The sequence below is a fragment of the Erwinia sp. MYb416 genome (assembly GCF_037479575.1).
Lineage (GTDB): Bacteria > Pseudomonadota > Gammaproteobacteria > Enterobacterales > Enterobacteriaceae > Erwinia > Erwinia rhapontici.
Genome location: NZ_JBBGYT010000438.1, coordinates 216,707 through 238,913, shown reverse-complemented (window position 1 = coordinate 238,913; position 22,207 = coordinate 216,707). Strand labels below are relative to the sequence as shown.

At 53.8% G+C, this 22,207-nt stretch carries 15 protein-coding genes, 1 tRNA gene and 1 pseudogene; 2 read left to right on the top strand and 15 right to left on the bottom strand.

Annotation, left to right across the window (positions count from 1 at the left end; all coding sequences use genetic code 11):
• Positions 1-130 precede the first annotated feature (130 nt).
• Positions 131-1,627, top strand: coding sequence for an NCS1 family nucleobase:cation symporter-1 (locus tag WH277_RS10520; RefSeq protein WP_133846196.1), 1,497 nt, complete (start codon positions 131-133; stop codon positions 1,625-1,627).
• 66 nt (positions 1,628-1,693) lie between these two features.
• Here WH277_RS10520 and WH277_RS10515 read toward each other — a convergent pair whose 3' ends face one another.
• From WH277_RS10515 to WH277_RS10480, 8 genes are all read right to left on the bottom strand, one after another.
• A complete protein-coding gene (locus tag WH277_RS10515; RefSeq protein ID WP_339505596.1) occupies positions 1,694-2,248 on the bottom strand; it encodes a hypothetical protein in 555 nt (184 codons plus the stop codon).
• A gap of 239 nt (positions 2,249-2,487) precedes the next feature.
• Positions 2,488-2,564, bottom strand: a tRNA-Asp gene (locus WH277_RS10510).
• 131 nt (positions 2,565-2,695) lie between these two features.
• Positions 2,696-3,451, bottom strand: coding sequence for a DNA polymerase III subunit epsilon (dnaQ, locus tag WH277_RS10505; RefSeq protein ID WP_259150958.1), 756 nt, complete (start codon positions 3,449-3,451; stop codon positions 2,696-2,698).
• A gap of 178 nt (positions 3,452-3,629) precedes the next feature.
• A complete protein-coding gene (locus WH277_RS10500) occupies positions 3,630-5,048 on the bottom strand; it encodes a carbohydrate porin (protein WP_133846194.1) in 1,419 nt (472 codons plus the stop codon).
• Between the two features lie 109 nt (positions 5,049-5,157).
• Positions 5,158-7,896, bottom strand: coding sequence for a family 78 glycoside hydrolase catalytic domain (locus tag WH277_RS10495; RefSeq protein ID WP_339505592.1), 2,739 nt, complete (start codon positions 7,894-7,896; stop codon positions 5,158-5,160).
• Between the two features lie 60 nt (positions 7,897-7,956).
• A complete protein-coding gene (locus WH277_RS10490; protein WP_339505590.1) occupies positions 7,957-9,393 on the bottom strand; it encodes a 6-phospho-beta-glucosidase in 1,437 nt (478 codons plus the stop codon).
• A gap of 19 nt (positions 9,394-9,412) precedes the next feature.
• Positions 9,413-10,921, bottom strand: a complete 1,509-nt coding sequence (locus WH277_RS10485) for a PTS transporter subunit EIIC (protein ID WP_133846191.1) — start codon at positions 10,919-10,921, stop codon at positions 9,413-9,415.
• 121 nt (positions 10,922-11,042) lie between these two features.
• Entirely contained in the window at positions 11,043-11,801 is a 759-nt protein-coding gene (locus WH277_RS10480; protein WP_133846190.1) for a MurR/RpiR family transcriptional regulator, read from the bottom strand.
• A 313-nt stretch (positions 11,802-12,114) separates the two neighbouring features.
• Here WH277_RS10480 and rnhA point away from each other — a divergent pair, with 313 nt between their 5' ends.
• A complete protein-coding gene (gene rnhA / locus WH277_RS10475; protein WP_339505588.1) occupies positions 12,115-12,582 on the top strand; it encodes a ribonuclease HI in 468 nt (155 codons plus the stop codon).
• A 98-nt stretch (positions 12,583-12,680) separates the two neighbouring features.
• Here rnhA and WH277_RS10470 read toward each other — a convergent pair whose 3' ends face one another.
• The 7 genes and pseudogenes from WH277_RS10470 to pepP all read right to left on the bottom strand — a co-directional run bounded on the left by WH277_RS10470 (position 12,681) and on the right by pepP (position 22,165).
• Entirely contained in the window at positions 12,681-13,424 is a 744-nt protein-coding gene (locus WH277_RS10470; protein WP_159337601.1) for an SDR family oxidoreductase, read from the bottom strand.
• Positions 13,425-13,502: 78 nt separating this feature from the next.
• Positions 13,503-16,364: an aminomethyl-transferring glycine dehydrogenase gene (gene gcvP / locus WH277_RS10465; RefSeq protein WP_339505586.1), complete on the bottom strand. Its 2,862-nt coding sequence runs from the start codon at positions 16,362-16,364 to the stop codon at positions 13,503-13,505.
• Between the two features lie 86 nt (positions 16,365-16,450).
• Positions 16,451-16,834 carry a glycine cleavage system protein GcvH gene (gcvH, locus tag WH277_RS10460; RefSeq protein ID WP_133846186.1) on the bottom strand — a complete coding sequence of 128 codons (384 nt, stop codon included), beginning with the start codon at positions 16,832-16,834 and terminating at the stop codon, positions 16,451-16,453.
• Positions 16,835-16,897: 63 nt separating this feature from the next.
• Positions 16,898-18,010 (bottom strand): annotated as a pseudogene (gcvT, locus tag WH277_RS10455) (glycine cleavage system aminomethyltransferase GcvT).
• Positions 18,011-18,457: 447 nt separating this feature from the next.
• A complete protein-coding gene (ubiI, locus tag WH277_RS10450) occupies positions 18,458-19,660 on the bottom strand; it encodes an FAD-dependent 2-octaprenylphenol hydroxylase (protein WP_159337597.1) in 1,203 nt (400 codons plus the stop codon).
• A 13-nt stretch (positions 19,661-19,673) separates the two neighbouring features.
• The gene (gene ubiH, locus WH277_RS10445) at positions 19,674-20,852 is read right to left on the bottom strand and encodes a 2-octaprenyl-6-methoxyphenyl hydroxylase (protein ID WP_159337595.1); all 1,179 of its coding nucleotides are present in this window, start codon (positions 20,850-20,852) and stop codon (positions 19,674-19,676) included.
• A complete protein-coding gene (pepP, locus tag WH277_RS10440) occupies positions 20,849-22,165 on the bottom strand; it encodes a Xaa-Pro aminopeptidase (RefSeq protein WP_133846182.1) in 1,317 nt (438 codons plus the stop codon). Before pepP ends, ubiH begins: the two co-directional genes overlap by 4 nt.
• Between the last annotated feature and the right edge of the window lie 42 nt (positions 22,166-22,207).

The window sequence follows — 22,207 nt, the reverse complement described above, 5'->3', positions numbered from 1 at the left end:
CATCATTTCCGTCAAGAATCGTACACATGAAAACTGACTTTTGTATACATGAAATTACATTCTGGCCTGGATCCTGCAATGTCTCCTGTAACCCGGTTTATTGATAACTGTATTCACAGGAGCAGGTTTCATGCCAAATAGTCATGGTTCTTCCCCGGCAGCGGCGTCAGACGCCACCGTCAACTACAGCCCACGGCTGTGCAATGAGGATCTGGCGCCAACGCGTGACCAGAACTGGAGTTGGTACAATATCTTTTCTTTCTGGATGTCCGATGTACACAGCATGGGTGGCTATGTGGTGGCCGCGAGCTTCTTCACGCTGGGCCTCGCCAGCTGGCAGGTGCTGCTGTGTCTGCTAGTCGGCATCTGTATTGTGCAGGTCTGTGCCAACCTGGTGGCGAAACCCAGCCAGATGGCGGGCGTGCCCTATGCGGTGATCTGTCGTCAGGCATTCGGCGTATTTGGTGCCAATATCCCGGCGGTGATCCGCGGGTTAATCGCCTTTGCCTGGTACGGCATTCAGACGTACCTTGCAGCGAATGCACTGATGCTGGTCTCGCTGAAGTTCTGGCCTGCGCTGTCGTCACTGACGCACGCCTCCTGGCTGGGATTATCGCAGCTCGGCTGGATCTGCTTCGGTATTATGTGGCTGTTGCAGGCGATGGTGTTCTGGCACGGAATGAGCGCGATTAAGCGTTTCATTGATGTGGCTGGCCCGGCGGTGTACGTGGTGATGGTGGCGCTGGCAGGATGGATTGTATACAAAACCGGGTTTGACGGTATCTCCTTCACCCTGGCAAGCAAGACGCTGACGGGCGGCGAGCAGGCATGGCAGATGCTGACGGCTACCGCGCTGGTGGTGTCGTACTTCTCTGGCCCGCTGCTGAACTTCGGTGATTTCTCTCGCTACGGTAAAAGTATGGGTGAAATCCGCCGGGGAAACCGCTGGGGCCTGCCGTTTAACTTCCTGCTGTTCTCGCTGGTCACCGTGGTGATTGTTTCGGGTACACAGTCGCTGTTTGGCCGAATGATCACCGACCCGATTGAGACAGTGAGTATGGTCGGTAACGATCTGGCAGTGGCGATTGGTCTGCTGACGATGATTACCGCCACCATCGGCATCAACATCGTGGCCAACTTTGTTTCTCCGGCTTTCGATTTCTCCAACTGTTCGCCACAGAAGATCAGCTTCCGCACCGGCGGGATGATCGCAGCGGTCGGTTCCGTGCTGCTGACGCCGTGGAATCTGTTCCAGTCACCGGAGCTGATCCACTATACGCTGGATGTGCTGGGCGCGTTTATCGGGCCACTGTTCGGCATCCTGCTGGCCGATTTCTATCTGATCAAACGCAGCCAGATCTCCGTTGATGATCTGTTTGATGCCACGCCAAAAGGTAAATACTGGTATCGCGGTGGTTTTAACCCGAAAGCGATTGTGGCGCTGCTGCCATCGGTAGCCATTGGCCTGGTGATCAGCTTTATTCCTTCGCTGCATGCGGTGGCAAACTTTAGCTGGTTTATCGGGGTGGCACTGGGCGCAGGCAGCTATCGCTGGATCGCCCGTGGCGATGTGGAGAATGCCGCAACACAAGGCTATAACGCGAAAGTCGCGATGCAGAAAGAGTGATATGACCAGGGGCCAGAGATTTTCTGGTCCCTGGGCTTTCTTGTTGTACCGTAAGCCTGCCCGCAGTTACGGATACAGGGTATAAAGAATGCGATCACGGCTTAATGAAAAAACAGCAAGTTCAGCCTTTGTCATTTTATTAGCGTTAATAAGTTTCTCTTTCTCTGCCAAGAAACGTTGATCGTCCGCAAAATACAGCGCGGTAAGATAATCACTATCCAGGATGTTTTTCTCTTCAGCGATCGCAATGACAGACTGGTAACACCCTTTGTCTTTCTTACCCACCCTTTCTTTCAACATACATTCCGGTAGTAAGAGCACCGGGCGCGGATTTTTTTTATTCAGCATTTCATATTGTGAGATGGCACTATCATATTTTCTGTCAGAGACTAGCAGGTTGGCATACATCCGTCTTACGTTAACATTATCAGGGTTTTTGGTAGAGAGCACTTCCAGTCTGTGCAGAACCTCAGCACGCTCCGCCACCGACGATATGACATATTGCTTCATGAGATCCGATGCTTCAGCAGTAGGTTTATCGGCATAAACGGGGGCCGCTTGTAATCCGGATGCGAGTGTAACGATCAGTAGTACGGTGAAGAGAAATATCGGCTTTATCATCGCTCCTCCTTGAACGGTTTAATCTTCATCTTTTTTCTTATATCAGAGGGATGGAAAGTGATACATCGACTCCCGGTCATTATCTATAGATATTTTACGATATAAGGTGATTCACCGCGCGGCAGCACGATAACGATCGAAAGGATAAGCAGACAGGATGGGTGAGATATTCAGGAAGGGCATCATCGTCGTAAAACGAAAAAGGCCGATTCTTTCGAATCGGCCTTTCTCTAAATGCTTGGCGGAACGGACGGGGCTCGAACCCGCGACCCCCTGCGTGACAGGCAGGTATTCTAACCAACTGAACTACCGCTCCACCGATGTTCCCCGTCGGGAACGAGGCGCATATTACGGGGCGGCCTGCGCTGCGTCAACGCTTTTTCTGTGGAATTATCTCAACTGCTCTCTTTTTCACCGAAAGTGCGTTTTCGCCTGCTTTTTAATCACTTATACATCACTGGCATCGATCGGGCGCCATAAACAGCTGCCGCCCTTTTTCTGCACCAGATCAAGACGCGCCTCATGCGCGATCCGCTCTTGCTCGCTGGCACGCACCACGCGCAGCCCCGAGGATGGCCGGGTAATGCGGTGAATGGTTTCGCCATCATCCTGTTCTTCACGATCCCCTTCCATTGAGAAGGTCAGCGAGGTCTGCCCGCCGGTCATGATCAGGAAGACTTCGGCCAGTATTTCGGAGTCAAGCAGTGCGCCGTGCAGCGTACGTTTGCTGTTGTCTATCTCATAGCGTGAACACAGCGCATCAAGGCTGTTACGCTTGCCGGGGAACATCTTACGCGCCATCGCCAGGCTGTCGGTGATCTGACAGAAGGTTTCGGTTTTGGCAATGCCACGCTGCAGTTTGGCAAACTCATAGTCCATAAAGCCGATATCGAACGACGCGTTATGGATCACCAGCTCTGCGCCATCAATATACGCCAGGAAGTCATCTGCCACCTGAGCGAAGGTGGGTTTATCCAGCAGGAATTCGTCTGCAATACCGTGTACGCCAAAGGCTTCCGGGTCCACCAGCCGATCGGGCTTGAGATACACATGGAAGTTATTGCCCGTCGGGCGGCGGTTAATCACCTCAACGGCACCAATTTCAATAATGCGATGCCCTTCATAGTGGACACCAATCATGTTCATACCGGTGGTTTCGGTATCGAGAACGATGATCCTGTCATTAGTACTTTGAAAACTCACTATTCGTTACTCACTATAATTGAATGCGTGCCTGGCTCAAGGATGCTGCGGCGTGTTGAAAGGGGGATACGCCACACAGAATAGCATCTGCCATGTGCTCAAGTCATGCTTCACTGCTCAGAGCAACGAACCAGCGGCATCACAACACCGCTGGCTGATCAGACGATGATGGGTCGAATCAGAACCACGCTTCCCACATCGCGCCGACGTTGAAGGAATCAAGGCGAGTGTCCTCAGTGTCCGTGGTGCGCGCCGTATGCTGGTTATCCACTTCCCCCCCGGTGACATAGAAACGCAGCATTGGTCTGAAGTCTGGCCCCATAGCAAAAGAGATATTTTGCGAAAGCGTCATCTTCCACCCTTTGTTGCTTCCCCCTTCTTCGTAGTTAACGCGCTGATAGCCGCCTTCAAGCCAGGTCGAATGTACTTCGTTCCAGAAATACATTGGGCGGATTATCGCGGCGTAGTTTCTGCGGTTATCCTCACTCAGTTCGCTGTTACGATAGTCCTGGAAGGCCAACAGATACCTGACGGTGGTCTGAGGGTTAACGGTGTAGACCCCATCAAAGCTGGTATAAATCGAGCGCAGCGCGTCCGTTTTGTTATAAACGCTATTATCTGCGTTGTCTGAATAGCGCGTGATGAACTGGTTCATTGAGCGATCGGTCGTGTGGCTGAGTACTACGGCCCCCTGCCACGCTTTGGTACGTTCATCGCTTTCTACCGCTTTTGAGTCAAGCCCGTAGTTGGCGTACAGCGCCACATCAACCGGACCGACTGTGATGCCATGGATTTTTGACGTCAGCGCATAATTGCCTTTTTCACCCGTGCCGGCCCCACCCGTACAGGAAATTCGCGAAGGATTATCGCCATCTTCTACCACCCGTGCGTCACAGGACTCCACCGCCCCCACGGCGGCCAGATCAAACAGCACGCCGTTGAGATCGAGATTCTTAATCCCCGCCCCCTGCCCGTCATGGCTCATCCACATGTAGTCATTCAGCTCCTGCTGTGGACGTTGATGGAAATCACGTCCGGCCCAGAGATACGCATCGGGCTGCGATTCAAACAGGTTGGTAACGCCAACGTAGGCTTTCTTTAAATTAAGCTCGTCGCTCCAGTGATCGATCATCACGTTGGCATCCCAGATGGCGCCATTTTCCGCTTTAAAGGTTTTAGACAGCTGATACTCCCCGCCGTAGCCTTCGTTCCCCAGGCGACCAATACCCGACGAACCATTATAGGAACCATCCACCGCGATATATTTTTGGTCACCGCCCTGGAAATGGGCACCATAACGGGCATACGCGGAAAACTTCAGTCCGTAAGGGATGGCCATATCGGCGGAGGGTGTGACGGCAACAGGGAGAGCTTCTGGCGCAGCGGATGTTGCAGCAGCAGGGGCAGCCGCTGGCGTTAGCGTTGGCTGCGTTGCGGCACTCACTCTTGCTTCACGCTCTGCCAGCGCTTTTTCCACCGCCTGAGCGACAATCTTATCTAACTGCTGCTGGCTAATCATTTGCTCCGCAAGAGCAGAAAACGGGCACAGCGCGGCAATGACCGCCACCGTTAAGGGCAGTTTTTTAAATGTGTTCATTATTATCTCTATCTATTATTTTTTTCAGATAATAAGCACCCCTCCGGCTTTGCCGGAATGATGCTTATTATCAACAGAGGGTGTTATTTATAAATAAACAATAACGTGCTTAGTTTCCATTCGAGACAAACGCATAGTGCCCGGATCCTGCTAACACTTTAACGTAACCACTGCCCTCTGAAATAAACTGAATATCCTTCACCGTATTTAATCCCACACCGCTTTCTTTAATGTCATCGATATTGCGGGCTGGAATATAAATAAAGGCTTCCGTATTCGCGGGAATCACGACATTCAAATGCCAGATCTGATTGTTCACCTCAAACGAAGCGCTAATCTCTCCACGGATAGTCGGAACGGTGATGTCGGCCTTTGTCAGGCCTTGCAATATCGGTTTGATCTGAAACTGCTCATACGCGGGTTTGAGGGGTTTTACGCCAAAAACCCCCTGAGAAGCGACAATGACTGGTGCCGTCCCCCACGGATGAGAGTGGCTGACGGTTAGGTCGTCAGACTCATTCCAGGCTTCCATGGTAGAGCCTGATCCCTGTTCCATCATGTGCCGCCAGTTATGGCTATTTTGACGGAGCGTTCCATCACTGTTCAGGCCCGTTATCTGATTGATAGCTTCCATTCCCTGGCCGTTTTCTGCCATCGCACTCAGAGCAAACAGCGCGCTATATACACTGCCTTCCAGCATCTTTTTATCTGCCAGGAATGTCGCCGCATGGCGGGCCTCTTCAGGCGTCGCAAGACCGAACGCCACACCAAATGCATTCGCCTGGCTGGAGAGATGATGTTTACCGCCAATATTGTCTTTAAAGGCCTGAGCCCCGGCGTCATAAAAGCCCGAACGGAAGCCACGGGCTGAGGCATCCGCCAGCTGGCGATAATGCTGCTGGTCCTGACGTTCACCTAATGCCCCGGCGATGTCCGCCAGCGTCTGCGTTCCTTTAGAAAAGAACGCATTGGTCACATTGTGAGTATTGGAGAACTGATAACCGGCACGTAATGAGGCAGGCCAGTCCACGATGTCATGATCCGGTCCCGGCGCCCCATCGCCATAATTCGCTGTCACCCGCCCGGTTTTATCATCAAAACCTGCGGTCAGCTTCGCCGGAATTTTACCTTTGAGCTGCGAATAATACGTGCGGATCAGACGATCATCGCCGGTGTACAGGTAATCATTCCAGGCATTGAGGATGTTGTAGACCTTCCATTCCATCGGCCAGGTCGAGTGGTCGATCAACCATTCCGTGGAAAAGCGCGCCAGCGGGTAACCCTTGTCGAGTTGGTAATTGCTCAACTGCTGGATGTAAGTATCCGCTTCGTAAGGCGCACGTTCACGGTTAGGAGAATCAACGTAGAGATCGTGATTCAGTACCTTGATTGACGCTTTTGAGAACGCCCAGATATCATTCAAGGTCTTATTCGATGAGCTGAATGTGGCCGCACCGTCATCGAACGGATAACGTAACGCCTGCGTTGTTAGCATTTCACCCAACTGACTGGCAGTCAGTGCATCCGGCAATCCAGAAATTTCCGCATAGCGGAAGACGCGGAAACCAAAATGTTCAAGCGTCTGTTTGCCGGGTTTTAGCTGCCATTTATCGAGGTTGTTAATTAACGCGGCAGTCTGCCATTTTACGGCGCCATCGGCGGCCAGTATCTCCCCCGTTTTGATCGTGACGTCGTTAGCGATCGACTGTCGGTTATCCAGGGTCAGCGTCATACCACCGACGACCGTCGTTCCATAATCCAGCAGGAAGTGGCCTTTACCCAGTGATGTCACCTTACGCGGCTTCACCTCTATCTGTGTCAGATTCTCTGCCGGGTAACCCGTCAGATTATCAATCGGTGACTGTACACGCGGTGCTGACCAGGTCGTGTCGTCAAAACCCGTGACGTCGAAACCGGCTGGATAATTTTTAGCGACGATATTTTCATGGGGATAGCGGAAACCCACCCAGGATACCGCCTCCTGAGCATGAACATCGCCTGCATAAGGGAATGCCGCTGTGCCATCCAGCACTTTCCAACGCTCATCAGTAGCAATCGTCTGCACCTCTCCATCCTGATAATGGATGCGCAGTTCCGCCATAAAGCTTTTCTTTTTACCGTAGGTAAACGCCAGTGCCCCCAGCGCGTTGTCTTGCCCTTGACGCAGCAGTGCCGTGACATCAAAGGCGTTATAGAAATGTTGGTTGTTGTAGCCTCTGACAGGCCCCAACCCGGCAAACGTACCATTCACATTCACCTTATAGACATACTGTCGGGTATCTTCGGGCGTCTGGCCTGTCGCATAAAGGATCGCGCGGCTGATGGGTTTATTTTTTGCCCGAAAACTGTGTCGGAAGAAGGCCCAGTTGGGCTGCGCTTCAGACCAAATGGGTTTTGCCTGCCAGCCCGCTTTCAATGCGGTATCAAAGCGAGAGAGAGGAGCAAACGCCGATACCTGTCCTTGCCGATCCCACACCTGTACTGACCAGTAATAGCGGGTAGCACGGCTGAGTTGCGGCCCGCTATATGGCACCGCCGAAGATTGCGCAGAGGGTATTTTTCCGGAATCCCAGACAACGTTTTTTTCTCTGGTCAAACGACCCGCAGGGTTAATCACCGCGTCACTGGTGGCCACGATAATGCGGTAAGCCGTTTGCTTTTCACTCCGACCACTGCCTGACAGTGCCCAGCTAAATGCCGGATGACTTAAATCCTCAACCAGCAAGGGCTTTTGTTGCAGTTCGGTCAGCAAACTGTTTTGTATGACGGATAAATCTGCCTGTGCGTGATACGTGGTAATACTGAGGCTTATAAACAGAGTAAGGGACAGAGAGGTTCTTTTTTTCATCTTCCAACCTTTATTATTGAGCGACCTCCCTGTCGCGTATGATGTATCGTTTAATATTGCTCAGAGCGTATCGCCGTTGCTGGCAATCACCTTTTTATACCAGTGAAAACTTTTCTTTTTCGACCGAACAAAGGTGCCGCTGCCGTCATCATTTTTATCAACATAGATAAAGCCGTAGCGTTTGCTGTATTGCCCGGTGGTGAAGGAGACACAGTCAATGCAGCCCCAGGGGGTGTACCCCATAACGTCAACGCCATCCTCAAGAACAGCTTTTTTCATTTGCTCAATGTGAGAACGGAGATAGGCGATACGATAGTCATCATTGACCTCGCCGCTTTCCTCTTTTACATCCACCGCACCAAAGCCGTTCTCGACAATAAACAGCGGTTTCTGATAACGCTCATACAGAATATTGAGCACATAACGCAAACCCACCGGATCGATTTGCCATCCCCAGTCTGAGGCTTTGACATGCGGATTAGGCACACTGCCTTCAAACCCTGACAGGGCAGAACCGCTGCCGGCCTGTTCGCTGCTGACGGCATTGCTCATGTAATAACTCAGGCCAATATAATCGGCGCAACCTTCACGCAGGATTTGTGCGTCACCCGGCGCCATCACAATGTCATACCCTTTACGCTGCCACTCTTTCAGGATGTACGACGGATAATAGCCGCGCATATGTACATCACCGAACAGGAAGCGCTCTCTCATGGCTTCCTGAGCATACATCACATCGTCGGGATGGCAGGAGAAGGGATACAACGGCACCATGGCGATCATGCAGCCAATCTGTAACTCCGGGTTAATCTCATGCCCGAGTTTCACCACCTGCGCACTGGCAACGAACTGGTGGTGCAGCACCTGGTACATGCATGCTTTCGGGTTCGGCTCCTGGGTGAAGATCACCCCGGAACAGCAGTAGCCAAACAACGGGGTTTTCCAGTTACGCTGATTGTTAATCTCATTGAACGTCATCCAGTATTTCACTTTATGCTGGTAACGCTTCAAGACTGCCGCACTGAATCTGACAAACAAATCCACCACTTTGCGGTTTTTCCAGCCGCCATATTCCGTGACCAGATGATTGGGCATCTCGAAATGTGAGAGCGTAATGACGGGCTGAATACCCTGTTTAAGCAGCGCATCGAACAGCGCGTCATAAAAACGCAGCCCTTCTTCGTTCGGCTCCAGTTCATCACCGAGAGGGAAAATGCGTGACCAGGCAATTGAAGTGCGGAAACACTTGAACCCCATATCAGCAAACAATGCGATGTCGCCAGGATACTGATGATAGAAATCCACCGCGTCGTGATTGGCGTACAGAAGGCCCTCCTTGATACCGTCTGTAATCACACGATCCACACCATGTGCTCCGCTGGTCAGGACATCAACAATACTCGGGCCTTTGCCCCCCTTGTCCCATCCGCCCTCGACCTGGTGTGCGGCAACCGCACCACCCCACATAAACTCTTTTGGTAATTTATTGTTCATCATTCACTTCTTTTTCAGTCATTCAGACAGCGTTGACATTAGCCATCACACGTTTTTCTGTCGGGATCTCTTCTTTAAATCCACCCAGCCAGGCGAACACCACGCCCAATACAAAGGCCACGCTCACAGACAGCAGGAAGCCGAGAAATTGCGTCATATGCCCTTCTTTAAAGAACACCGGTAAGACCGCAATACCCGGTATGCAGTAGCTCCATGACACTGCATTGAATGCCCCGGCGATGGCGCCACCGATAGCCCCGGCCAGACATCCACAAATCATCGGGCGCTTGAGACGCAGTGCCACGCCATAGATAGCCGGTTCCGTAATACCAAACAGAGCGGTGATCCCGGCAGAGAGCGCAACGCGTTTCAGTTCATCGTCTTTGGCTTTCAGATAGACACCAAAAACGGCGCCGGCCATGCCAAACACGGCTGAAGCCTGTAATCCGGTAAAGGTGTCGTAGCCCAGCGTGGCGTAGTTGCCTACCGTGACCGGGGTAATGCCCCAGTGAACCCCCAGGGTGACCAGTGGCATCCAGACAGCACCGACAACAAAACCAGCAATGGACGGGCTGAGATGGTACAGCGAGTTGTAAACACCACCGATTGCACCACCTATCATGTTGCCGACAGGTCCGAACGCCAGCAGCGTTAAGGGCACCATAATGGCGAGGCAGAACATTGGGGTGAACATATTGCGGATGACGATGGGCAGCACGCGTTCAAAGAAGCGCTGCACATAAGACATGATCCATACCATCAGGATGATAGGGATCACCGAGGAGGTATAGCTGAGATACTGCACCGGCAAACCGAGGAAGGTGAGGGGATCAGCGGTCAGCGGAATACCTGCTACCTCGACCAGTACTTTGGCAATTTCCGGGTTATCGACCGCCGCTTTCATCAATGCCTGCAACGCAGGATCGGCAGAATTCGCCAGCAGGATCTTATTGGCCGTCAGCATGTTGATGTAGTCAGGTGAAACCAGGGCACAGGCGGCAATGACTGCCGTGAAAGGATTTACATTGAATTTTTTCGCCGCGGTGAAAGCCACCATCACGGGCAGGAAAGTAAAACCAGTCCAGGAAACAAAGTTAAGAATGCGGTAAGTGCCGCTGGCAGGGTCCATCCACCCCAGTGCAGCGAACAATGAAATCAGCCCCTGTAATACGCCACATGCCGCCAGTGGATAGAGGAAGGGGGCGAAGATGCTGGAGATAATATCCATCAAGCGATTGACGACACCGACATTGGGTGCACTGACCGCCACGCTTTCGTCGATATTCAGCAGGTGCTGTACTTCGCGATAGGCATCTCCCACGTGATTGCCGATGACGACCTGCAATTGACCGCTGGATTCAACGGCGGTAATCACGCCCTTAACGCGCTTTAAGGTGTCTTTATCTACCTGAGAATAATCTTTAAGGACGAATCGTAATCTCGTGGCACAATGCGTGACACTGATCACATTATCATCACCACCAATCAGAACGACGATCTCTTTCGCCGATTCAGCATAGTTAATTGCCATCACGTGTCTTCCGTTGCCATTAGTTTAATTTAAGTCGTTCACGCTTAAATATTTAGAAATTAATGGTAAAAAAAGACACTGTTAAAGTCACGTTATAACAAAAACACAGGCTCGTCATTTGTCACAAGAAAGAAACACCCTGTGACATTTCCGGCGTCATTTTATTCGCCAACTGACGACCAATAGATTCAAGGATATAAATCACTGGAACCTGCGTCGTAATATCATATTCATTCGCGATTAACACTCTGGATACATGATAGGAAACATTAAAGTCAGCCATTAAGGCAAGAGTGGATTTGTTATTACTGGTTATGCTGACAATTTTGCATTGATGAATGAGAAACTGTTTGGCTAATTTAATAATTTCAGGGGTTTCACCCGAAACTGATAGCACGATAGCCACCGCATTTTTGTACATATCGGTGCTGACAGGATAGTAGGGATCATCAATATGGTTGCTGAACTTGCCAATGTTAGAGAAGAAGCGTGCCCCATACTTACCCAGTGTACCTGAGCTGCCTGCACCAACGAAGATCACACGCTCAGCCGCGACAATATGTTCTGCTGCACTGATAATTAATTCATCGAAGTCATTATTATTAATACTTTTAAAGAAGCTAAGTATTTCATCGGCACCATGTGGCAACAGTATTTTTTTATCCTGCTCCAGATACATTCTCAGATAGGCTTTGAATTCAGAATATCCATTGAAGTTTATCTTCTTGCAAAAACGCAATACCGTTGCCGTCGACACCTGAGAACTGTTTGCAAGCTCTCTGATTGTCATGTACACAACAGTATTCAAATTTTTAATTACAAAATTATAAACTTTATTCTCCAACGCGTTTAAAGTGGATATCGTCTTGTTGGTAAACATTCATCAATCTCTTTATCAATGGCGAAAAAAACAGCAATTAACCCTGTAACACGGTGTGACACCGTAGTTTTTTTGGCGCTTTGTTCCCAATAGAAACCGTAATCAATATTCAAATTTGTGATTCAGAGCACAATTGGAGCAGGCCCTGCTTTTATCGTTAATCCCATTTCACGGTCCTGCAGATATTTTGTATACAGGCCACACCCCGTTGAAGACGAAAGGGCCGTTCGTGGACCGGGTGAACGGTATTTACGGTGCTCATCAGGCGCATTTATGGCAGACTTGGCGTTTTTCTACAGGGAGTCTACCAGAGATGCTTAAGCAGGTAGAAATTTTCACCGACGGTTCGTGCCTTGGCAACCCTGGCCCCGGGGGATATGGCGCGATTATGCGCTATGGCAAGCATGAGAAAACGTACAGCGCAGGTTTCCACCTGACCACCAACAACCGCATGGAAATGATGGCGGCGATTGTGGCACTGGAAGCGCTGACACAGCCTTGTGCGGTGGTGCTGAGTACCGACAGTCAGTATGTTCGTCAGGTAATTACCACCTGGATACATAACTGGAAAAAACGCGGCTGGAAAACCACCGATAAGAAGCCGGTTAAGAATGTCGACCTGTGGAAGCGCCTGGATGCGGCCCTCAGCCACCATGAGATCACCTGGAAGTGGGTTAAAGGTCATGCGGGCCACGTTGAGAATGAACGTTGTGATGAGCTGGCACGCGCGGCGGCCGGGAATCCCACGTCCGACGATGTCGGCTATATTTCCGAGCTTTAAGAGAGAGGGAGGGGCTGACCTTTTTCAGCCAGCCCCTCTACCCGATAAGAACTGGCCTTAGGCGTTATCGTTTATTGCCATCATCCGACCACGTTATCTCAGCGGCCGCCCGCTGCATCAATAAATGTTCCGGTAATGTATGACGCCTCATCACTGAGCAACCAGGCAATCGCGCGCGCGATCTCTTCCGGCTGGCCACCGCGCTGCATTGGAATGCCGGGTGCCAGTCGATCGACCCGCTGCGGTTCCCCCCCGTCCGCATGCATGTCGGTGTAAATAAAGCCCGGACGCACGCCGTTCACTCTGATACCCTGCGCCGCCACTTCCAGCGATAGCCCTTTAGTCAGCGTATCCATCGCCCCTTTTGATGCGGCGTAATCAACATATTCACCCGGTGCCCCCGTTCTGGCGGCCGCCGAGGAAACATTGACAATCGCCCCACCGCTCCCGCCGTGATGGTGGCCCATGCGCTTAACCGCTTCGCGACAGCAAAGAAAACTGCCCGTGACGTTGGTGGCAAAGACCCGGTTAATGCGCTCTGCCGTGAGCTGTTCCAGCGTGGCCTGCTGAAACAGGATACCGGCATTATTGACCAGCGCCGTCAATTGCCCCGGCTGGCGGTCGATGTCAGCAAACATCGCCATCACCTGCGCTTCATCAGCGATATCCGCCTGAAGGGCAAAAGCACTGCCTCCCTGCTGCGCAATCATATCCACGACTTCAAGCGCAGCATCGGTGCGCCGGGCGTAGTTGACGGCGACCCGCCAGCCCATTTGTGCCAACAGAATGGCGGTAGCCCGGCCAATGCCGCGACTGCCGCCTGTCACTAATGCGATTTTCATGCTGTTTATCCCATAAAAAAGGGTTGACCGAAACGAAGGTCAACCCTTACAGATTATCCGCCGCTGATCACGATGCGGTTATTCGTATTCGCTTATCGGTACGCAGGAGCAGAACAGATTACGGTCACCGTAAACATCATCCAGACGTTTCACTGTTGGCCAGTATTTATTCGCGCTTCCGGCCGGGAATACCGCCAGTTCACGCGTATAAGGATGGCCCCACTCGCCGACAATTTCCATCTGGGTATGTGGTGCATTCACCAGTGGGTTATCTTCCAGCGGCCATTCACCCTCGACGACACGGTCAATTTCACTGCGGATCGCCAGCATGGCATCGATAAAGCGATCCAGTTCGGTTTTGCTCTCTGACTCAGTCGGTTCCACCATCAGCGTACCGGCCACCGGGAATGACATGGTCGGCGCATGGAAACCGTAGTCGATCAGGCGTTTAGCGATATCCAACTCGCTGATGCCGGTCTGCTCTTTCAGCGGGCGGATATCCAGAATGCATTCGTGCGCCACGCGGCCGTCACGTCCGGCGTAGAGGATCGGGTAAGCCGATTGCAGACGGTGAGCAATGTAGTTGGCATTGAGGATCGCCACGGAACTCGCCTGCTTCAGCCCTTCCGCACCCATCATGCGGATATACATCCAGCTGATAGGCAGGATGGAGGCGCTGCCAAACGGTGCAGCAGAAACCGCGCCCTGTCCGGTCAGCATGCCTTCAATCTGTACCACACTGTGGCCCGGAACAAACGGTGCCAGGTGCGCCTTGACGCCAATCGGTCCCATACCTGGCCCGCCGCCGCCGTGCGGAATGCAGAAGGTTTTGTGCAGGTTCAGATGCGACACATCTGCGCCGATATAGCCCGGCGTGGTGATCCCCACCTGGGCATTCATATTGGCACCATCGAGATAGACCTGGCCACCAAACTGATGAACGATCTGACAGACCTCACGGATCGTCTCTTCATAAACACCGTGGGTCGACGGGTAGGTCACCATAATGCAGGAGAGCGCGTCGCCCGCCTGTTCGGCTTTCAAACGCAGATCGTGAAGATCGATATTGCCCTGCTTATCACAGGCCACCACGACCACTTCCATGCCCGCCATCTGTGCAGAAGCTGGGTTGGTACCGTGTGCTGAGCTTGGGATCAGGCAGATATTACGCCCCGCTTCGTTGCGACTTTCGTGGTAACGGCGGATCGCCAGCAGACCGGCGTACTCCCCCTGCGCACCCGAATTCGGCTGCATACAGAGTGCATCGTAACCCGTCAGCTGAACCAGCCAGCGGGAAAGCTGACCGATCATTTGCAGGTAGCCGCCTGCCTGTTCGGCCGGGCAGAACGGGTGCAGTTCGGCAAATTCGGGCCAGGTGATGGGGATCATCTCCGCCGCCGCGTTCAACTTCATGGTGCAGGAGCCAAGCGGGATCATCGCCTGGTTCAGTGCCAGATCTTTACGCTCCAGGCTATGCATGTAACGCATCATCTCGGTTTCGCTGTGATGACGGTTAAATACCGGGTGGGTCAGGATCGCTTCCTGACGGATCATCGCCGCCGGGATCGCCTGCGCGTCGGTATCCAGTGCATCGATATCCAGCCCGTGCTCATTGCCCAGCAGCACAGAGAACAGTGCGGTCACATCTTCACGGGTGGTGGTTTCATCCAGCGTGATGCCCACGGCATTCAAAATGTCGCTGCGCAGATTCATGCCAAAGCTCAGCGCGCGATCCAGCACCGCCGCTTTATCGCTGACTTCGACCGTCAGGGTATCGAACCAGGTTGCATGGCGCAGTTTCAGACCGCGCTGCTGCAAGCCCTGAGCGAGGATATCGGTCAGGCGGTGGATGCGACTGGCAATCCGCTTCAGGCCAACGGGACCGTGGAAAACCGCATACAGGCTGGCAATATTGGCCAGCAGTACCTGCGAGGTACAGATGTTGGAGTTGGCTTTCTCGCGGCGGATATGCTGTTCGCGGGTCTGCATCGCCATACGCAGTGCGGTATTACCGGCGGCATCACGGGATACGCCGATAATGCGTCCTGGCATCGAGCGTTTATGCTCGTCACGCGCAGCAAAGAAGGCAGCATGTGGGCCGCCGTAACCCATTGGCACGCCAAAACGCTGGGCAGAACCGAAGACAATATCTGCGCCCTGTTTACCCGGTGCCTGTAACAGCACCAGCGTCATCATGTCGGCCGCCACGCTCACGACCACTTTGCGGCTTTTCAGCTCGGTAATCAGGTCAGCATAATCATGCACTTCCCCGCCAGTCCCCACCTGCTGTAGCAGCACACCAAAGACATCGTCCAGCTCCAGCACTTTTTCCGCTTTGTCCACCAGCACGTCAAACCCGAAGGTTTCCGCACGGGTACGCACCACATCCAGCGTCTGAGGATGAATATCATCCGCGACAAAGAAACGGTTGGCGTGTTTCAGTTTGCTGACGCGCTTCGCCATCGCCATCGCTTCGGCTGCGGCGGTGGCTTCGTCAAGCAGGGAGGCGGAAGCAATATCCAGCCCGGTGAGATCCAGCGTCAGTTGCTGGAAGTTCAGCAGCGCTTCCAGTCGCCCCTGCGACACTTCCGGTTGATAAGGGGTGTAAGCGGTGTACCAGCCCGGATTTTCCAGCATATTGCGCAGGATCACCGGTGGTGTCAGCACGGGGGTATAACCCATGCCGATATAAGATTTATAGCGTTGGTTCTGCGCTGCAATCGCTTTCAACTCGGCCAGCGCCAGATGCTCCGTCAGCGCATCACCCACCGCGGGCGGGCTGGGAAGCTGGATGTCGGCGGGCACAATCGAGGTTATCAGATCGGTCAGTGAGGCCGCGCCAATAGCATGAAGCATGGCGTCCTGCTGTTCCTGCGAAGGTCCAATATGGCGCTCGATAAATGCACCGTGATGTTCAAGCTGGCTGAGTTTCTGGGTCATGATCGGTCAATCCTGCATCGGGCATAAGAGACGGGACGGGCAACGGCCCAATCCCGAAATGGCAAGTAAGATAGCGATGGGATCGCTTATTCAATCAGTCCCTGATAGGCGGCCGCATCTAACAACGTCTCAAACTCGGTATCATCAACCGCTTTGATGCGGAACAACCAGCCATCGGTGTACGGGGAGCTGTTGACCAGTTCCGGCTCTGAATCCAGACCGCTGTTCACTTCCACGATTTCACCACTTAACGGTGCATAAATATCTGAGGCTGCCTTGACTGACTCTGCCACCGCACAGTCTTCGCCCTGGCTGTAGGTGTTGCCCACATCCGGCAGGTCAACAAACACCATGTCACCTAACAGTTCCTGCGCGTGTTCGGTAATCCCAACGGTATAAGTGCCATCGGCCTCTTTACGCACCCATTCATGGCTGTCACGGTATTTCAGTTCTGCTGGTACATTGCTCATCAACATGCTCTCCAAAAATCGTCTTATCTTTATACGCCGCAGAAGTTCTGCGGCGTGGAATCACTATTTTGTCACCGGTTTACCGGCACGAACAAAAACAGGTTTAGTGACGCGCACCGGCATTTCGCGGTTGCGGATTTGCACCACGGCATGTTCACCAATGCCCGCAGGGACACGCGCCAGGGCGATGCTACAACCCAGCGTTGGGGAAAATGAGCCGCTGGTAATAATCCCTTCACGCAGGTTGCCATCGGCATCGGTAAAATGCACTGGCAATGCGTTACGCAGCACACCTTTCTCCGTCATGATCAGACCCACCAACTGTTCCGTTCCCTTCTCGCGCTGAAATTCCAGCGCTTCGCGGCCAATAAACTGGCGGTCGGTGGGTTCCCAGCTAATGGTCCAGCCCATATTGGCGGCCAGCGGAGAAACCCCTTCGTCCATTTCCTGGCCGTAGAGATTCATTCCGGCTTCAAGACGCAGGGTATCGCGCGCGCCCAGCCCCGCAGGTTTCACCCCCGCAGCCAGCAGTTGTTGCCAGAAGCCGACCGCCTGCTCATTGGGCAGGGCAATTTCATAGCCAGACTCCCCGGTGTACCCGGTCGTGGGAATAAAAAGTTAGCCGGACTGAACGCCGAAGAACGGCTTCATGCCGCTGACTGCCGCACGCTGTTCTTCATTGAATAAGGTTTGTGCTTTTTGCTGAGCATGAGGCCCCTGTACGGCAATCAGCGAGAGGTCATCACGCTCTGTCAGCAGGACACCGAAGGCCGCTGCATGCTCGCCGATCCACGCCAGATCTTTTTCACGTGTGGCGGAGTTAACCACCAGTCGGAAAAAGTCTTCGCTCATAAAGTAAACAATCAGATCGTCTATTACGCCAGCGGATGCATTGAGCATGGCGGTGTAGAGGGCTTTGCCGGGCTGAGTCAGCCGGGCGACATCGTTGGCCAGCAGATAGCGTAGAAACTCGCGGGTGCGCGCACCGCGCAGATCGACGATGGTCATATGGGAAACGTCAAACATCCCGGCATCAGTACGTACCGCGTGATGTTCATCCATCTGAGAGCCGTAGTGAAGCGGCATCATCCAGCCATGAAAATCGACCATGCGGGCACCACTTACATGGTGTTGTTCGAATAACGGGGTCTGCTGAGTCGGGGTTTGCTGAGTCATAGTTTTCCTGTGCCATCCGGTTGCTGACGAGTGTTTTTTACCGCCTGCTGCGGCCAACGCAATCGTTACCTTCGCTACGAACTTACCACTGAAGTTGTCAATTAACCATAAGATAAACGAGGTCGAATTCGCTCTGAGCCAAAAAGGAGCAGAACCCATTTTCTGGTTTTTTCCGCTGGAAAAATGCGTTATCACACACAAAGATGGCAATTAATGGGGAACAGGACAGTTAAAAGACATAGTGATGGCATTCCTGGCCTAAAAAATGACTTGCGCAGAATAGCGATGACATTATTAAAAGTAATGCGAAGTGACAGGTGAAATTAGAATTTTTCAAACGATGTGCAAAAAGGGGGCAACCCTTGCCCTCTGATTGCGCAGCAGGAGAATGACGGAATAACAGGCGTAAAAAAGGGGAGCCTCAGCTCCCCTGCTCTTTCATTCAGCTCAACGCAGCCACTCAGGAAGGTCGTGCAGGCCCATCGCCTGTTTCAACAGACGCGGCTTCACGCCTGGCAGGTTATCTGCCAGGGCAAGACCCACATCACGCAACAGTTTCTTCGCCGGGTTGTTGCCGTCAAACAACTCGCGGAACCCCTGCATGCTGGCCAGCATCACGGCGGCACTGTGCTTGCGAGTGCGCTCATAGCGGCGCAGATAAAGGTGCTGTCCAATGTCTTTGCCCTGCTGTTGCAGGCGCTTAACCTCACCGATTAGCGCGGCGGCATCCATAAAGCCAAGGTTAACGCCCTGCCCGGCCAGCGGGTGAATGGTATGTGCCGCATCGCCTACCAGTGCCAGACGATGTGCCGCAAAATTACGCGCATAGCGCCCCATCAGCGGGAAGGTTTGACGTTCACTTGAAAGCGTACACAAGCCAAGCTTCATATCGAACGCCACCGATAGCTGCTGGTTGAACACCGCTTCCGGCATAGCCTGTAAGCGCGAAGCCTCCTGCGGCGACAGCGACCAGACAATCGAACAGAGGTGCGGATCGCGCAGTGGTAAGAAGGCCAGAATACCGTCACCGTGAAACACCTGACGGGCTACCGACTCATGGGGCTGCGCCGTGCGGATATTGGCGACCAGCGCATGGTGCTGATAATCCCAGAAGGTCAACGGAATATCGGCTTTGTTGCGCAGCCAGGAGTTGGCACCGTCTGCGGCCACCAGCAGCCGGGCGGTCATCATGCTGCCATCCTGCAACGTGACAAAGGCTTCATTATCACCAAATGCTACCTGCTGAAGCTCCGCTGGGGCCACCAGCGTGATATCGCTGAGGCTTTCTGCCCGTTGCCACAACGCCTGGTGAATGACCCGGTTTTCAATAATATGCCCGAGGTGCGCTAATCCCTGCTGCTCATCATCAAAAGCAATATGACCAAAACTGTCACGGTCCCACACTTCCATGCCGTGATAGGCACTGGCACCGGAACTGAGGATCGCATCCCAGACGCCAAGATGCTGCAACAGGCGTTCGCTGGCCGCATTAATCGCAGAAACGCGTAACGCAGGAGGGGCGGCATTATCCAGCGCCTGCGGTATTTCGCGCTCCAGTACCGCAACGCGCAATCCGCTGCCCTGTAGGCCACAGGCCACGGCCAGCCCAACCATTCCGCCACCGGCGATGATCACATCATAGGTTTGCATGACTGCTTTCTCCTCAACGCTTAACCCAGCCCAACGTGCGCTCGGCCAGCAAATTACGTAATGGCGGCAGATGATCCATCGCCATCAGCCCCAGGTTGCGCCCTGCAACCAGCGGCGTATATCGGTTTGCAAACAGTCGGACCAGCCCGTCGGTGATGCCGATCGTGGCCTGCGCGTCTGGCTGACGTCGATGCTGATAGTGGTTCAGCGTGGCATACGCCCCCACCCCTTGCCCGGCACGCCATGCGGCCGCCAGCGTTTCCGCCAGCGACATGACATCACGGATACCGAGGTTAAACCCCTGACCGGCAATCGGATGCAGCGTTTGTGCCGCATTGCCGACCAGCGCCAGTCGATGGGAAATATGCTGCGCAGCGGTTTGCAGTTGCAGCGGATAACTGTCGCGCTGCCCCACCTGGGTGATGCGCCCCAGCCGCCAGCCAAAGGCTTTTTGTAATTCTGCGAGGAAGCGCGCATCGCTCCAGCTATCGACCGCCGCTTTCTGCGCCAGCGGATGGCACCAGACCAGTGAGCTGCGCCCCCCGGACATCGGCAGCAGTGCCAGCGGCCCATGTTCGGTAAAGCGCTCAAACGCCTGCCCCTGATGCGGTAATTGGGTCGAGACGTTAGCGATGACGGCCACCTGCTGGTAATCCGCACTTTGCCACTGTAAACCGCAGGCAGCAGCCACACGTGAACGAGAACCATCGGCCGCCACCAGCAGATCGCCCGTCAACCGCTCACCGCTCTCCAGTAACACGCTGACGCTCTCCTGAGTGCGTTCCACCCCGGCGACTTTGTCCGGGCAGCGCAGGGTGATGCCGGATGCTTTTTTCAGACGGGCGAACAGTCGCTGCCCAACTTCATGCAGCTCAACCACCTGGCCCAGCGCCGACACATCGTAGTCAGCCGCCGCCAGCGAGACAAAACTGGCATGCCCGCGATCGCTGACATGCACATCGGTGATCGCGGTCGCAGCCGATGCCAGCACCGGCCAGAGGCCGATAGCGGCCAGTTGCTGACAGGTGCCTTCGGCCAGAGCAATCGCCCGTCCGTCAAAGCCGGGATGGGCACGGCTGGCAGGCTCTGTTCCCTCGACCAGCGTTACCGCCAGTTTTCCTTGCGTCAGGTGTGAGATCGCCAGTGCCAGCGTAGCGCCAGCCATCCCTCCCCCTGCGATAATTATGCTCATGAACGCTTCGCTGCCGCCATCAATGCTTCAATCTCATCGGCATCTTTCACCACCGTATCTGTCAGGTTTTCGTTACCTTCGGCGGTGATAATGATGTCATCTTCAATGCGAATCCCAATACCACGGTACTCGGCGGGTACATCGGCATCTGGCGCAATGTATAAACCCGGTTCGATAGTCAGCACCATGCCCACTTCCAGAATACGGTCCCGGTCCACACCGTAGTCACCCACATCATGCACGTCCAGCCCCAGCCAGTGGCTCAGGCCGTGCATAAAGAACTGACGGTGGGCATTTTCAGCAATCAGCATGTCGACATCGCCATGCAAAATGCCCAGTTTCACCAGGCCGCTGACCATGACGTTAACCGCCGCCGCCGTCACGTCACGAATGCTGGTGCCGGGACGATACAATTCAAGCGAGCGGTAAAGCGCCGCCAGTACGATGTCGTAGATGGCGCGCTGCGGTGCGGTAAATTTGCCCCCCACCGGGAAGGTTCGGGTGATATCGCCCGCATACCCCTGGAGTTCGCACCCGGCGTCGATCAGCACCAGCTGCCCCTCGCGCATCTGACTTTCGTTTTCGGTGTAGTGCAGAATACAGCCGTTATCGCCCGCGCCAACGATGGTGTTGTAGGACGGGAAGCGGGCACCGTGGCGGTTAAATTCGTGATGAATTTCCCCTTCCAACTGGTATTCATACATCCCGGGGCGCGACGTTTGCATTGCGCGCGTGTGGGCCAGTGCGCTGATGCGCCCGGCTTCACGCAGCACCGCCTGCTCTTCAGGTGATTTAATCAGACGCAGCTCATGCACCCATGGGCGCCAGTCGGTCAGCGTCGCGGGCGCAGAAAGGTTCTGTCGTGAGCCACGGCGCAGTGTCTCCAGTGCTTTGAAAACAACGGCGTCAGCAAAGTCATACTGGCCCTGAGCATGGTAAACCACATCCAGGCCGTTCAGCAGCAGATGCAGCTGATCGCCAATGTCATCCCACGGCAGAGCACGGTCAACGGCCAGGGTCGCAGGTGCAGCATCCTGACCCAGACGACGACCAAACCAGATTTCTGCCGTCAGATCCCGTACGCGGTTGAACAGGACGCTGTGATTATGATTGTCAGCGCTTTTAATCAGCAGCAGCGCGGCTTCCGGCTCGTTAAACCCGGTGAAGTACCAAAAATCACTGTTCTGTCGGTAGGGATACTCGCTGTCGTTACTGCGCGTTGCTTCCGGTGCGGCAAAGATCACCGCCGCGCTGGCCGGAGCCATCTTCGCTAACAGCGCCTGACGGCGGCGCAAAAACTCTTGCTGGGTCATTTGACCTCCTGAATGCTGTTCCGTTAAATCACCACTGGCGGC